This is a genomic window from Halobacillus ihumii (assembly GCF_902726645.1).
Lineage (GTDB): Bacteria > Bacillota > Bacilli > Bacillales > Halobacillaceae > Halobacillus_A > Halobacillus_A ihumii.
The window spans coordinates 75,976-90,108 of record NZ_CACVAO010000002.1 but is presented as its reverse complement, the minus strand read 5'-3'; the positions used below and the strand labels follow the sequence as shown (position 1 = coordinate 90,108).

Annotated in this window: 14 protein-coding genes, 1 tRNA gene and 2 pseudogenes; 11 read left to right on the top strand and 6 right to left on the bottom strand. The window is 37.4% G+C overall.

Annotation, left to right across the window (positions count from 1 at the left end; all coding sequences use genetic code 11):
• From ccsA to G6R08_RS21685, 5 genes are all read left to right on the top strand, one after another.
• The coding region (gene ccsA, locus G6R08_RS21705) for a cytochrome c biogenesis protein CcsA (RefSeq protein WP_163531430.1) at positions 1-388 on the top strand (388 nt) is incomplete at its 5' end.
• Between the two features lie 138 nt (positions 389-526).
• Positions 527-1,078 carry a thiol-disulfide oxidoreductase ResA gene (resA, locus tag G6R08_RS21700; protein ID WP_079525061.1) on the top strand — a complete coding sequence of 184 codons (552 nt, stop codon included), beginning with the start codon at positions 527-529 and terminating at the stop codon, positions 1,076-1,078.
• A complete protein-coding gene (locus G6R08_RS21695; RefSeq protein WP_079525049.1) occupies positions 1,071-1,781 on the top strand; it encodes a cytochrome c biogenesis CcdA family protein in 711 nt (236 codons plus the stop codon). Before resA ends, G6R08_RS21695 begins: the two co-directional genes overlap by 8 nt.
• Before the next feature lie 62 nt (positions 1,782-1,843).
• Positions 1,844-3,373 (top strand): alpha-amylase family glycosyl hydrolase, encoded by a 1,530-nt coding sequence (locus G6R08_RS21690; RefSeq protein WP_079525047.1) that lies wholly within the window; start codon positions 1,844-1,846, stop codon positions 3,371-3,373.
• Positions 3,374-3,399: 26 nt separating this feature from the next.
• Entirely contained in the window at positions 3,400-3,723 is a 324-nt protein-coding gene (locus G6R08_RS21685; RefSeq protein WP_079525045.1) for a hypothetical protein, read from the top strand.
• A gap of 209 nt (positions 3,724-3,932) precedes the next feature.
• Here the strand turns inward: G6R08_RS21685 and G6R08_RS21680 are convergent, their stop codons facing one another.
• Positions 3,933-4,550, bottom strand: coding sequence for an acyltransferase family protein (locus G6R08_RS21680; RefSeq protein WP_079525043.1), 618 nt, complete (start codon positions 4,548-4,550; stop codon positions 3,933-3,935).
• 507 nt (positions 4,551-5,057) lie between these two features.
• Between G6R08_RS21680 and G6R08_RS21675 the strand changes: the two genes are divergently transcribed.
• The gene (locus tag G6R08_RS21675; protein WP_079525041.1) at positions 5,058-5,630 is read left to right on the top strand and encodes a hypothetical protein; all 573 of its coding nucleotides are present in this window, start codon (positions 5,058-5,060) and stop codon (positions 5,628-5,630) included.
• A gap of 75 nt (positions 5,631-5,705) precedes the next feature.
• On the opposite strand, the gene G6R08_RS21670 is transcribed toward G6R08_RS21675, so the two are convergent.
• Positions 5,706-6,335 (bottom strand): VanZ family protein, encoded by a 630-nt coding sequence (locus tag G6R08_RS21670; RefSeq protein WP_079525039.1) that lies wholly within the window; start codon positions 6,333-6,335, stop codon positions 5,706-5,708.
• A 226-nt stretch (positions 6,336-6,561) separates the two neighbouring features.
• Positions 6,562-7,026 (bottom strand): DUF3888 domain-containing protein, encoded by a 465-nt coding sequence (locus G6R08_RS21665; protein WP_079525037.1) that lies wholly within the window; start codon positions 7,024-7,026, stop codon positions 6,562-6,564.
• Positions 7,027-7,311: 285 nt separating this feature from the next.
• Here G6R08_RS21665 and G6R08_RS21660 point away from each other — a divergent pair, with 285 nt between their 5' ends.
• Together G6R08_RS21660 and G6R08_RS21655 are read left to right on the top strand one after the other, a co-directional pair.
• Positions 7,312-8,151 (top strand): tyrosine-type recombinase/integrase, encoded by an 840-nt coding sequence (locus G6R08_RS21660; protein WP_079525035.1) that lies wholly within the window; start codon positions 7,312-7,314, stop codon positions 8,149-8,151.
• A 77-nt stretch (positions 8,152-8,228) separates the two neighbouring features.
• Positions 8,229-11,135, top strand: a complete 2,907-nt coding sequence (locus tag G6R08_RS21655; protein WP_079525033.1) for a Tn3 family transposase — start codon at positions 8,229-8,231, stop codon at positions 11,133-11,135.
• Between the two features lie 110 nt (positions 11,136-11,245).
• On the opposite strand, the gene G6R08_RS21650 is transcribed toward G6R08_RS21655, so the two are convergent.
• A complete protein-coding gene (locus G6R08_RS21650) occupies positions 11,246-12,133 on the bottom strand; it encodes a S8 family peptidase (RefSeq protein WP_079525031.1) in 888 nt (295 codons plus the stop codon).
• A gap of 140 nt (positions 12,134-12,273) precedes the next feature.
• Between G6R08_RS21650 and G6R08_RS21645 the strand changes: the two genes are divergently transcribed.
• Together G6R08_RS21645 and G6R08_RS21640 are read left to right on the top strand one after the other, a co-directional pair.
• Positions 12,274-12,344 (top strand) — tRNA-Cys (locus G6R08_RS21645).
• Positions 12,345-12,404: 60 nt separating this feature from the next.
• Positions 12,405-12,554, top strand: coding sequence for a YvrJ family protein (locus G6R08_RS21640; RefSeq protein WP_079525029.1), 150 nt, complete (start codon positions 12,405-12,407; stop codon positions 12,552-12,554).
• Positions 12,555-12,775: 221 nt separating this feature from the next.
• Here G6R08_RS21640 and G6R08_RS21635 read toward each other — a convergent pair.
• Positions 12,776-12,961, bottom strand: a pseudogene (locus G6R08_RS21635) (DUF4158 domain-containing protein); the annotation flags it as partial.
• A gap of 153 nt (positions 12,962-13,114) precedes the next feature.
• Between G6R08_RS21635 and G6R08_RS21630 the strand changes: the two are divergent.
• Positions 13,115-13,683: pseudogene (locus tag G6R08_RS21630) on the top strand (recombinase family protein).
• Positions 13,684-14,002: 319 nt separating this feature from the next.
• Here the strand turns inward: G6R08_RS21630 and G6R08_RS22340 are convergent.
• Entirely contained in the window at positions 14,003-14,131 is a 129-nt protein-coding gene (locus G6R08_RS22340; RefSeq protein WP_275897964.1) for a hypothetical protein, read from the bottom strand.
• Between the last annotated feature and the right edge of the window lie 2 nt (positions 14,132-14,133).

The following is a 14,133-nucleotide window of genomic DNA, read 5'->3' as shown; positions in this document are numbered from 1 at the left end:
CCTCGTTATTTACTGGCTTGTACGTTTATTTTTAAGAAAGCGCATTGGAGCAGCAATTCAGCCTTTCTTGAAAAAAGTGAACCCAGAACTTGTTGATGAAATATCTTATCGCGCAGTGGCTATCGGGTTTCCTATTTTTACACTAGGTGCGCTAATTTTTGCAATGATATGGGCCCAAGAAGCTTGGAGTCGTTTCTGGGGATGGGATCCTAAAGAAGTGTGGGCTTTAATTACCTTCTTTTTCTATGCTGCTTTCCTGCACCTCAGACTTTCAAGAGGATGGCATGGAACGAAATCAGCATGGCTTGCTGTGGGAGGGTTTGCCATCATTATGTTTAACTTACTTGCTGTAAATTTAATCATATCTGGTTTACATTCCTACGCGTAAGCAGGAAGTTTTATACCGTGATTTAAAATGCTAGCTCTGGACCAGGCCACACCTTCTAATTATACGGTCTCAGAAATATTACTGTTCTGGGAAGAGATCTAAGATCATCGATCATTAAAGAAAGGCGTGTTTTTAAAAGTGAAAAATCGTCGCAAACGATCGATCATGCGTATCTCCATATTAAGTGTATTTGCCCTTCTCATAGGGTTTGTCCTTTATCAGAACTTCACAAAAAATTCAGGGGTCGTCAATGCCGGAGATATGGCCCCTGACTTTAAATTGGAGACTCTTGATGGGGAAATTATTCAACTTAGCGATTACCGGGGACAAGGTGTATTTCTCAATGTATGGGCAACCTACTGTAAACCCTGCGAGAAAGAAATGCCCTACATAGAAAATCAATATCAAATTTTTAAAGATAAAGGTGTACAGGTTCTCTCTGTCGATGTAGGAGAAAGTGCTGTAACGGTACAAGCGTTTGTCGATCGTAAAGGAATGATGTTCCCCGTTTTAATGGACTATGGTGAGGAATTACTAGATGCTTATGGAATTGGGCCCATACCGGTTACCTTCTTAATCGATGAAAACGGGAAAGTCGTTGATCGTATCACAGCTGGGATGACGGAAAAAGAAATCCATGGATATATGAAGAGAATTCAACCGGATGACTGGAGAGAGTCGAATGGCTGATATCAATCTACTATTAGCCTTTGGAGCAGGGTTTTTATCATTTATTTCGCCTTGTAATTTACCCTTATATCCTGCATTTCTATCTTATATTACTGGAATGTCCCTAGATGATTTACAGGACAAAAAATTGTTGGCTAAGAAACAACCCTTTCTTCACACATTATTTTTCCTCTTTGGTTTTTCCATCATTTTCATTGCTATTGGTTTTTCAACATCTTGGATTGGTGGGTGGTTTATTCGTTATGATGATTTAATTCGCCAATTAGGTGCCATCTTAATTATCTTTTTAGGCTTAGTGACGCTCGGGATCTTTAAACCTGAAGTACTGATGAAAGATTATAAAGTTCCCCTAAAAAACCGTCCTCAAGGATATCTAGGGTCAAGTGCTGTCGGTATGGGATTCGCAGCTGGATGGACCCCTTGTACAGGCCCGATCCTTGCCGCTGTCATTGCTCTTGGAGTCTCTTCCCCTAACCAAGCTGTTCTGTATATGATCTGTTATGTCTTAGGGTTTTCTATTCCTTTTATAATCATGGCTCTTTTTATCGGAAGGTTAAAATGGATTAGAAAACATAACAGGAAAATCATGGCTGTTGGTGGTTATGCCATGATTGCAATGGGAATCGTCTTATTTTTTGGTTGGATGACTCAATTTACTTCCTTTATAACCAATCAGTTTTTTGGTGGTTGGACTGGATTTTAGACACAAAATAGAATCCCCTTTTTAATATATAAGGCTTCAAAGGCAACGGAGGAATAGTGGAAATGAAAAAAATTACTTTGCTAACAGTTATAATGATATCTTTTCTCCTTTTTGACGGGCTTCCCGTAGGAGCAAATGAAAAAGGAGACCGTAAATGGCAAGACGGAAGTATTTATTTCATCATGGTCGATAGATTCATGAATGGAAATACTGAAAATGATAAAAATGTTAATGTCAATGCTCCTAAATCCTTTCAGGGGGGAGATCTTGAGGGGATTATTGAAAAGTTGGATTATATTAAAAAGATGGGATTTACCACCATCCAACTAACTCCTATTATGGATAACGGGACAAATGGCTATCATGGATATTCAGTCATAGATTTTAAATCTATTGATGAACACTTTGGGACCATCGAAGATGCCAGGAGATTAGTCAAAGAAGCTCACAAACGGGACATGAAGGTTATCTTTGATTTTGTTGTGAATTATACAGGGAATCAACATCCTTGGCGGAAAGACCCGGGGAAGGAAGGCTGGTATCTCAAAGAGAACTATATGAACGAACAGAAGACTTCCGATAGTTCCGCAATTTCTACTCCTTATGTCTTGAATATGAAGAACGAGGAAGTAAAACAATACATATTGGATGCTGCCTCCTTCTGGATCAAAGAAACCGGCGTTGATGGCTTTGGTTTAGATACAGCAAAACCAGTTTCTAAAGAATTTTGGACAGACTTTTCTAATCGTGTAAGATCGATTGATGAAGACTTTATCTTACTCGGTAAGATAAAGAATGAAGGTTATATATCACAATATAAAGGAACCGGGATAAACAGCCTCGTTAATTATCCTTTCTCTAAACGTGCAAGTGAAACGTTCAAGGAAGCTGGCGAGTCACATAACCCTCTTTTTAATCAATGGGAAAAAGATAAAGAGCTTTATAATTCCTTTAATATAGGTCATTTTCTAGATAATCCTGACAGTCAACGCTTTACAAGACTAGCACTTGAAAAGCGTCAAAATCCAATCACAAGGTGGAAATTAGGGTTAACTTATATGTTTACCTCTCCAGGAATTCCTATTCTCTATTATGGAAGTGAAGTGCCTTTAGATGGAGGTGAAATACCTGATAATAATAGACTTATGAATTTCAATTCTGGAGATGGCCAACTAAGTAAACGAATTGAAAAACTAAATGCCTTGAGGGACCAATACCCTGTCTTAACACGTGGGGACTTTGAGAAATTATATAGTGAAGACGGATTTTTTATATTTAAACGCACCCTGGGGGATCAGGTGATGGTAGTTGCTATCAATAATGATCGTTCCACAAGGACAGCAGAGATTAAAGGGTTACCGGAAGGAAAACAGTTACGTGGGATCCTACATGATGGGTTAGTACTTGAACAAAAACCCGGAATGTATAAACTAGCTCTTAATCGTGAACAAGCTGATGTATTTTTAGTTGAACCTAAACAAGGTCTTAACTGGCCATTTATCTCATTTGTACTTGGTGTATTCGGACTATTTGTGTTCGGGGTGAGTTACATTAGTATCAAGAATAAAAAAAATAATCAATATTCAGTGTGAGTTTACTGCTTATGGAGGTGATGCTCATGTTACGACCGATTGGCAAAACATTTGAAGTCAAGCCCTCTAAACGTTTCTATATCCCCCGTAAATGGAGGGACAAGTTTAACTGGATTCAAGGACACAGTGTTAGCTTACGTTTTCAAGAAAGCAATCTTATCATACAGGAAGAGGTAAGTGAAACTGATATGGTTTGTGTCATTGGCAGAAAAGGTAGTATCTTTATACCCGCTGAAGCCATTGGAAAATTAAATCGAAAGAAAATACGGTTCCTGTCCGTTTATGTGGACGAAGCTAAGAAAAACATTGTGTTAGTACCAAAATCTAATACGAGTCATCTGAAGGACTAGATCTTACAAACAAAATGGTTAGATGTTAAATAGTTAAGAAGTTGTCACATGGCATCTATATATGAACAAATGTTAATGTGGTATTATGTACACGGAATGGATTCTACCCCCATTCCATTCTAGGACATAAAGGGATGGCTGCTAAGCCATCCCTTTAATTTGATCTATACATGATATGATGATCCAAACAAAATGCTGTTCTAAACCGACTAATTTAAAATAATAGGACGTGTTAGTCGCTTTGTTCCCTGATGGCCAAAAAATAAGCAAATTCCTATAGATGCTACAAATAATAATAGCAAGTTACTAGATAATAGATCTAGTTGCTTATGAGGAATGAAAGCCTTAACCGTCTGGATAACAAACCCGTGAAGTAAGTACACGTACATTGTTCTTGCCCCTATAACGGTTAATTTAAATGGTTGGTTGGGGACCAGTGCTAAAAAACCGATGGTTGCGGCAATAGTTAGTCCATATTGTATTAATCGAATAGCTCCAGCTTCCCAACCACTTACTCCCATACTTTCAAATGAATAAGATCCAAACAGCCACTGTATACCTTCTTTAGGAAAGACAAAGTAAAAGGCTGTTAATATGGTCAGAAGTAAGATGACTCCAACCCACTTCCACCGCACCTGATTTCGTATTTTGTTAAAATGCTCCCTTTGTAAACAAAATCCTAATAAAAAGATTGGGAAGAACACAAAGGTACGGGACAAACTTAGAAATTGACCGATCACATCGATATATCCTATAGCGATACCAAAAATGAAGGCTACTAAAACCCCCCACCATTTAAATCTTCCTACAAGGGGTAGTACCAACATTTTAACGGAAAACTCACGCTAAGACAGTTTTTACCATTTAATTCTATGATTTGGACTTTGGATTCGTTATGATGTTTATTACCAAATTGATCTGTATATTATGACAAAAAGTAAACTAAATATTAAGATTATTTCAATTTATTTGCAGGACAATGACAATTTAATGTCGAAGTTAAGTTATATACCAAAAAATGGGAGGGGGGTTCTTTTCTACATGGGGTACCGCCAGCAAAACGCGGATAGCGTACGCTAAGGATAAAAACCTTATCGCTTAGGCTTTTTCTATGTCTTGAGTTTTGTTCGCTCTATACAACATAAATATAATTGTGTTGTATTAGATAGTTGTAAAAGCATTATTTATCCCTTTTACGCAACACAATTTAATTAAAATATAAGAAAAACTAATGCAACACAACTCTTAACGTACGTTTACCGCGTTTTGCTGTCTGGACCCCTACATCAAGAATCTACATAGGTAACTTTTAAAATCAGGGAGGAGAGTAATCGATGTTTAAAAAAATTGGTTTACCTTTTGCATCGTTAGCTTTGGCTGCATCCCTTCTGGCACCGGGAGTTTCTCATGCTGAAGTAGCAGGAATGACATCACCAGAAAAGGGTGGGGTAGCAAGTCCAGAAGTGAATTCATCAACAAATGATCCTATCGGCGTCGAAAATGTAAAAGTGACACCAGGTCCATTAGAAATGAGTTCGTTTTATATTTATGATCCAGGTGGATGGCAATCTAGAGGAAAGTTTAAGGGATACGCTTATACTGGAGATGATACATTTTATTATACGCCAGTAGGTGCAGGTGATAATTGGGAATCCGGCGGTGGAAACTTCAAGATAGAGTTCACTGGTGTGAATAATAATTTCACTGTACAATTAAGAGAATACGATGGCCAAGGTAATTTTGATGAAATCGTTGGTGACCCGATTAGAGTATCTCAAGCCTCTACTGTAACGTGGTCTGGCATAACTAACCAAGTAGATGGTAGTGACGATGAAGCCGAATTTTATATTACAACGTACAATGCTGCTCCATACCAAGCGAGTTTTTATGCTGAAGGGTTTGACTGATCCCTTCTATAAAAAGATGCTCTTCCACAAATAAGTGGAGGGGCATCTTTTTATAGAAACAGGAATATCAGACATTCATCTTTTAAATTGAGTCTCTATTATTGACCAAAGGTAGTAACCCCCTATTCCTATACCAGCGCCTATAGTGTTTAAAATTACATCGTCAATATCTATGCTTCTTCTCAAACCAATTTCAAACACACTATAATATAAACTTAATACGAATTGTATAAATTCAATACCCACTGTACAAAGCAAAGTATACCAAATCGCCTGCTTATAACTTTTAGTCCATTCAAAATAGAGTAAAGCAAATGCAAAAGGGGCAAGCATGATTGTGTTTCCAAATACCTGATACAAAACATTTAGATTTGAAATATTTTGTGTAATTACTTCAAAAATGCCCTTGATGGGAATTAAGTTAACTGTATCAAAAACATTTTTTGCGTTTTCAAAAGAAAAACTATGAGAAAACCCTATAACGATCCCTTTCAGTTCAACAGTCTTCGAGTACAATATACAAAAATATATTGTGAAACAAATCGCAATGAACAAATCAAGAACATTTCTAAGAGCTGTGCGTTTAAAAAGAAAGGTCAAGCAAATCATAACAATTATTAAATTAATCAGTGCCTCTAAATTAAAATATCTAAAAAGTTCTCTGTAAAAGAAAATTGGGATGACTAACAATAGATATTTTTTCATTCATTACCCCTTTCTTCCCAAACTGTATTTTATACCCAAATTATACTGAAAACCTTTCTTGGACTCAATCGTCATAAGAATTTCGAATTGTTTTTGCACTCTGTATAAACCCATTGTATTAGGGTATTTGTTAGGTGTTTCAGCGTTAAGAGTAACAAAAACCCGAGAAAGGCTCTATGTTTTAGCCTTTCTCGGGTTACAGTTTAATGTACATAGTATCTTTAATTTAGTTTTCGTTTGAGTCATGATGCTCATAATTTAACATTTTTACTTTAATTCCTTTTGCTACGTCTCCCGGTACCACACCGAAGGTTATTTTATCTGTCCCCCCTAATTTTGGACCGAGGGTTGTAGTATTCGTTTGTTTGTCATGTTTTGTTTTGATAGGTTCAACAGTAAATGTCACCTCATATGGACTCTTTAGGACATGACCTTTTTCACTCTGATCTACTTCAACGACATCATAACCTTCATCCCACCAGTTATACTGAAAACTTATTGAGTCATCCTTATAATAATTGGCGACTGCTTTGTCAATATGTTCATTAAAAAGCTTCAGCATAAGTTGATCTGTTGCTTGTTCCGTTCCTTTTGAATCGTGGTTATTAGAGTTTTGAGATTGAGCAGAAGCAAACGCGACCCCAGTGAATAAACATAGAAGAACAATAACTGTTGTAAGTAAACGCTTCATTAATGATGCACCATCCTTTTTCCTAGTCTTATCTTTATGAAGCCTTAGTACAAGCCTATCCAAAAAAATTATAATTATGTATCACGATTTGATATGTCTGTTCCAAAATAGAAGTATCGGATTTTTTATATACTTATCATAGAATTATGACATAGAACAATAATTCTATGATAAAATGAGCTAAAGTCGAAACGAATCAATCATGTGTTACCGGTGTATAATCAAAGATTAATGGCCGGAAATTTTAGCGTAGAATTATGTGATGGTGTATTAAAGGGGAGTCCAATGACGAAATCAGTATTAGAAGTGTTCAGAGAAGAAGGTTTAAAGGGGAAGTCAGAATCAACTTGTGACACATATATACATGCATTAGAGCAATTTAACCATTGGTTAGAAGGAACGGGCACAAACTTAGAAGATTTTTCAAGATCTGATGTGCAACAGTACATTGATTATCTGACGGCTAAACGGAAAAGTGCCGCAACTGTTAATAAAATTTGGAATGCCATTAAACCTTTTGCAAGATGGACAGGCAATGCCAAAGCTGTTCAGGATATACGTGTTGTTAAAATGGCTGACCTTAAAAAGCAAGCTCCTAAGGGATTAGATCGCATTGAGCGAAATCGATTAGTTCGTGAAGTAGATCGTGACGGTAACAAACGCGACTACGCTATTATCCTTATGCTTCTTTATACAGGAGTACGGGTCCGGGAACTCGTTTCCCTCAACAGAGATGATATTCAGAAAAGTGAACGAAAAGGTGAGGTCCGGGTTATTGGAAAAGGTAATCGGGAGAGAATTATCCCCTTAAACGTGGAGGTGCGTCGTGCGCTTACAGATTATCTTGATCAAAGGGGCGACAATCAACCAGCCTTATTTTTATCAAGCCGGGTGAAACGAATCAGTATTCGAAGTGTTCAAACCGTTCTTGGAAAGTACAAAGTCCACCCTCATGCTTTACGTCATACGTTTATCACAGGTCTTGTACGTGCGGGTGAAGACATTTCTGTCATTCAGTCATTGTCCGGTCATCAATCGGCTGACATGGTCCTCCGTTACAGTCAGCCCACCGCCCAGGATAAAGAAAAAGCTGTGGAAAATATCTACATTAATTCCTCCGGTTAATAAATAAGAGAGAGGAGTAATACTTTTGTATTTAAGGGAAAGAGGAATTGTTAACATCAGAACAAAGGATACAGTTTATGAAAATCCCATCCGATATTAGTAAGTGGGAATTAGCGAGTTACTATACCCTTTCTCCACAAGACATTAATCTTATTAAACGTCGCAGAAGGGATCATAATCGTTTAGGATTCGCTATTCAACTTTGCCTTCTGCGCTTTCCGGGCTGGACCTTATCTGATGCGAACCCTATTCCAAATGCTGTTTTAAACTATATTGCAGACCAAATCCATGTGAACGCACAGGAATTTCAATATTATGCAGGACGGGAACAAACCAAGTATGAACATTTGGAAGAAATCAGAAAGTTTTATGGATATACTTTCTTTTCAATGAGCAACTACCGACAGTTATCACGTTATTTGCTCCCTTTTGCCATGGAAAACAATCAATCCCTCCATTTAATTAAGATAGCTATCGATGAAATGAGAAAGCAAAAAATCATTCTACCAGCTATGACAACTGTTGAAAGGTTGGTATGGGAAATCCGGCGAAGGGCGGAGAAGAAAGTTTACCAACGATTAACAGAATCTCTGACTTCAAACCAAAAACAACAGCTTGATACATTAACAGAACCTTCTGATGAACAGAGAAGAACACCTCTGTCATGGTTAAGAGAAAAACCTGGGCAATCCTCTCCAGACGCCTTTTTGGATGCTATTAAACGCTTGGAGTATGTTCGGGAGATCAATCTTTCTTCTAATACTAAAGAAATCCATCCTAACCGCCTACTCCAACTATCCCGTATGGGAGCAAGATATGAGCCTCATTCATTTCGACGATTTAAGGAATCAAAACGTTATGCCATCCTTGTCGCATACCTCCTATATCTAAGCCAAGAATTAATTGACCAAGCCATTGAAATTCATGATCGTCAAATCATGGTTCTACAATCCAAAGGCCGAAAAGCCCAGGAAGAGCTTCAAAAGCAACACGGGAAATCCATCAATGAAAAGGTCATTCATTTTGCTGATCTGGGCGCTGCGTTAATTAAAGCACGAGATGAAGGGCTTGATCCATTTGAAACGTTGGAAACAGTTATGCCGTGGGAGAATATTATTTCTTCTGTGGAAGAAGCCAGAAAATTATCACGGCCCGTTGATTATGATTACTTGGATTTACTTGAAAATCGTTTCTCATACTTACGAAAATATACACCCACTTTATTAAATGCCTTAGATTTTCAATCAAATCAATCAGCAGAACCCTTGATGGAGGCCATAGATACGATCCGTACAATGAATCAATCTGGAAAGAGAAGAGTTCCAGAAGATGCTCCCCTCGATTTTATTTCTAATCGATGGCAAAAACATGTATATGATGAGGATGGGTCCATTAACCGTCGCTATTATGAAATGGCCGCGTTGACAGAACTTCGTAATCATATTCGATCAGGAGATGTCTCCGTAACTGGTAGCCGCCAATATAAAAACTTTGATGAATATTTAATTTCAAAGGATGAATGGAAGAAGATTGATTTACAAAATAGTAAACTTGCGGTTAGTCCTTCAGTTGATCAATTCATAAGTGAAAGAACACAAACACTTACTGAACGCCTGAACTGGGTATCGAACCATGTTCATGAATTAGAAGGAGTAAATATTGGAAAAGGGAAACTTCATATTGATCGTTTAGAAAAAAACACTCCGGAAGAAGCAAAATCCTTTAGTTTGTCTTTATATAAGATGCTTCCAAAGATCAAACTAACCGATCTTCTTTTAGAGGTTGCGAGCTGGACGGGTTTTGATGAAGCCTTTCTCCACGCATCTTCTGGTCACCCGCCAAAGGGCAATGAGAAATCCATCCTCATGGCAACACTCATGGGTATGGGAACTAACATTGGACTAACCAAAATGGCCGATGCTACTCCTAAAATTTCTTACCATCAAATGGCCAATATCGCTCAATGGAGAATGCATGATGATGCTATGAATAAGGCGCAGGCTGCACTCGTTGATTTTCATCACCAACTTTTATTGCCATCTTACTGGGGAGATGGGACTACCTCCTCATCAGATGGTATGCGCGTCCAAGTAGGAGTTCCTTCCCTTTACGCTGATGCAAATCCCCACTACGGTCATGGGAAAGGAACGACCTTTTACCGTTTTACAAGTGACCAATTTTCAACCTTTAGTGGAAATGTCGTAAACACGAATTCCCGCGATGCACTTCATGTAGTCGATGGACTGCTGCATCATGAATCTGAACTTAACATTGAAGAACATTACACGGATACAGCTGGGTATACAGACCAAGTGTTTGGTCTATGTCACCTTTTGGGCTTTCGATTTGCTCCTCGCCTTCGGGACTTGACGGACACGCGGTTACATATTATGGGGAAGCCAAATGAATTTCCAAAGCTTGAGTCGTTATTAAAAGGTCGCATTAATACTAAGGTCATTCAAGAAAATTACGCTGATGTGTTACGTATGGGACAATCTGTTGGTCAAGGTAAAGTTTCTGCTGCACTTATTTTAGGTAAACTAGGTTCCTATTCGAGACAGAACAACCTTGCAACGGCCCTCCGAGAGATGGGGAGAATCGAAAAAACTATTTTTATCTTAGATTACATTTCAAATGAAGCAATACGTCGAAGAATTCAGCGAGGATTGAATAAGGGTGAAGCCATGAATGCTTTAGCCAGAGCATTATTCTTTGGAAAAAGAGGAGAATTGCGTGAACGTGCATTACAAGATCAACTGCAACGAAATAGTGCATTAAACATTTTAATAAACGCAATAAGTGTTTGGAACACGGTATATCTTACAGAAGCAATAAAGGTCATGAGGGAAAAGGGTGTTTTAAAAGAAGAGTTAATTGGACATGTTTCACCATTAGGGTGGGAACATATTAATTTCCTAGGAGAATATTCATTTGATTTAAAAAATTTGACCAAAGCGAATACATTAAGACCATTAAATATCTGAAACAGTCCCCCGGAATTCGTTAGCGTAAAGAATTCCGGCTTTTTTATGGTAAAAACTGTCTTAGCGTGAGTTTTCCGTTAAAATGTTGGTACTACCCCAATTAAATTTCCCTAATTAAATTGAACTAATCTGATGTCTTCACCATCCATGTGTTCACTTAAAGGGATGGAGTATTTAGTTAATTGCCTTAACACGGTTTCTAGTTTCACTGGTACTTTCTCTTTCTTCATTATATCTATGATTAAAGAAACAGCTCCTGTTATATGCGGTGCTGCCATTGAAGTTCCGGTTATTTTACCATAGAGACTGTTGGGAAATGTCGAAAGAATATTACTACCCGGAGCTAGAAATAAACTTCGTCCGTTTTTGTTTGAAAAACTATTTAATTTTAGTGACTCATTAACCGAACCAACCTGTAGTACTTCCTTAAAAGAAGCAGGATATAACCTTTTTGAATCTCCACTATTTCCGGATGCCGCAATTATTGGAATATTTCTTTTTGTTGCGTTAACAATTGATTTATAGAGATTATCATCATCGTAATGGCCACTTAAAGATATATTCATAGCTGATACCTTTTCCCCTTTTGGCCCTTTCCATTTTATAGCGTAATTAATGGCGTTAACTAATGAAGTGTAAGTACCTGAGTTTCTTTTATCAATTACCTTGAGAATTAATAATTTAGATTGCGGGGATACTCCAATAATTCCGGATTTTATATTGTTAGCCGCAATGGTTCCTGCAATATGAGTCCCATGGAAATTGCTATCTGAAAAGTCATGGTGTTCCCCTTCACCTGTGAAATTATACCCTCCAATAATGTTATCTTTTAAATCAGGGTGATTTCTATCACACCCCGAATCAATAACAGCTATTACATTCCCTTTTCCCTGATCAGATTTCTCCCATAAACTTTCTACATTAAGTAATTTTAAACCTTTCGGGATGTTTTTACCTTGTTCTATTCTTTCCCTAATCTCAAGTATTTTGGTGCTCATTAATTATTTCCCCCTTTATCCATTTAAAGAGTAACTTCAAAGTTATTATTTAACTCCAAATTTTTTTCATTTCGTGTTTATATTTGTTAGCAAGATACTCTTTAAATAGTAAGAAGAATAATAATTGCTTTAGAAGTTGTGGTAGTATAGCCAAGTGGTAAGGCAAAGGTCTGCAAAACCTTCATCCTCGGTTCAAATCCGAGTACTACCTCTATATTTGAATGGGGATTTTAAGTAAAAAAGGAGTAGACATGGAAGGTGAGTGATTTGTATGGAACCAAATTATTGGATCTCTTTGATAGGCAATTTAGGATTTCCTATTGTCGTTACGTTTTATTTACTCATGCGATTGGAAAGAAATTTTAATCAACTGGAGCAAGTTGTAGAAGAGCTTATTATGGAAATACGAAGAAACAAATAAAAAAGTTCGTCAACTAAGCAATTAAAAAACGACACTAGAGAATGAAAGTTTCATATCATTCTCTAGTGACATATCGGTATTAAACAGATTTATTACCTCTAAACCGATAACCCCTGAGTAAGGGGTAGCGTCAGGAAAATGCGGATTTACAACGTTAAGCGCATTTTCCCGAATGCTATCCTATTTTTAACAACGTTAAGGGAGTTTTAATGGCCTTAAGGTCGGAGAACAGCTAATTGTACTGCAAATCCCAGTCTATTTTCATCCCTTCTACGCTTGTTAATCAGTTCTAAATCCGAATTAGAGAATGTGTAGTAGGTTCCAACTACGAGTTCGTCCTCAGGAATCTGTATAAAGGATTGCCGTTGTTCATTAGTGAGCAATTCTCTCCCTCTAGCAATAGACATTTAGTTCACCCATTTCATAGAATATTCACTTTACTCTTACGATTCTATCAATAGAGTGTACCCTATTGATAGAAAGTCGGCTCCTTGATATCATAAGCTTTATAGTCTCTCAATAACACCTATCAAAAATACATATAAAATCGAGGGGATAAAATGATATTTGGGTATGCTCGAGTAAGTTCACAAGACCAAAATTTGGATAGTCAGGTAGAGCAACTTACCACGTATGGGGTGGATGAAGTTATCAAGGAGAAAATTAGTGGGGTAACTAAACAAAAGCAGCAATTGGAAGATCTCCTTTCTAAGCTCACTACAGGGGACACTTTAGTTGTAACTCGTATGGATCGCCTAGGAAGGAATACAGTTCAGATGTTACAGCTCGTTGAACAACTTCAAGAAAGAGATGTAGACTTTGTAATCCTAAATTTGGGGATTGACACTAGAACTCCAACTGGGAAATTCTTTTTAACGGTAATGGCGGCCTTTAGTGAGCTTGATCGAGAAATGATTAAGGAGAAACAACGTGCGGGGATTCAGTCGGCAAAGCAAAAAGGAAAGTATCGGGGAAGAATAAAAAAGTACACTGATAAACATCCGGGGATGAATCATGCAATTGAGCTTCGTAAAAATTCTGATAAGACTGTTAAAGAGATATGTATGATTACAGGAGGAGTGCAGCTGCTTTCTACCGAAGGCTAAAGGAAGGGGATAAAGATTCTTAGGGGGTGACTGGTATAATGTAAAATAATTACTAGAAGGAAGAGAGTGATTTTTCAATCAGTACCGGGGAGGTCAATAATTGAGATTATACTCTTCCTTCCTCCTCTAAACAAAAAGGATGTTCCCAGGTTATATTTAAAACCCAGGAACATCCCTTGGGATCTTAAGAGTCCCTTGTTACTACCAAGTCTATTTTATTTTACAATACTATCCATTAATTTTCAATTATATCGTCACTATAATGTGAAAGCATCGAATTAAAAAGACCAATCGAAACTTGATTGGCCTTTTGTAAGTACTGCTCTTTTCAACAAAATAAGATTAGCAGTTACAATTGTTTGTATCTGCTGCAGAAGCTAGTGAATAATCTCGGTTAAGTTCTACAACCTCTTCAAATTCTGCAAAATCAATACCTTCAGTTTCATTTTCAAGTAATGGAGTATTTGCCATAA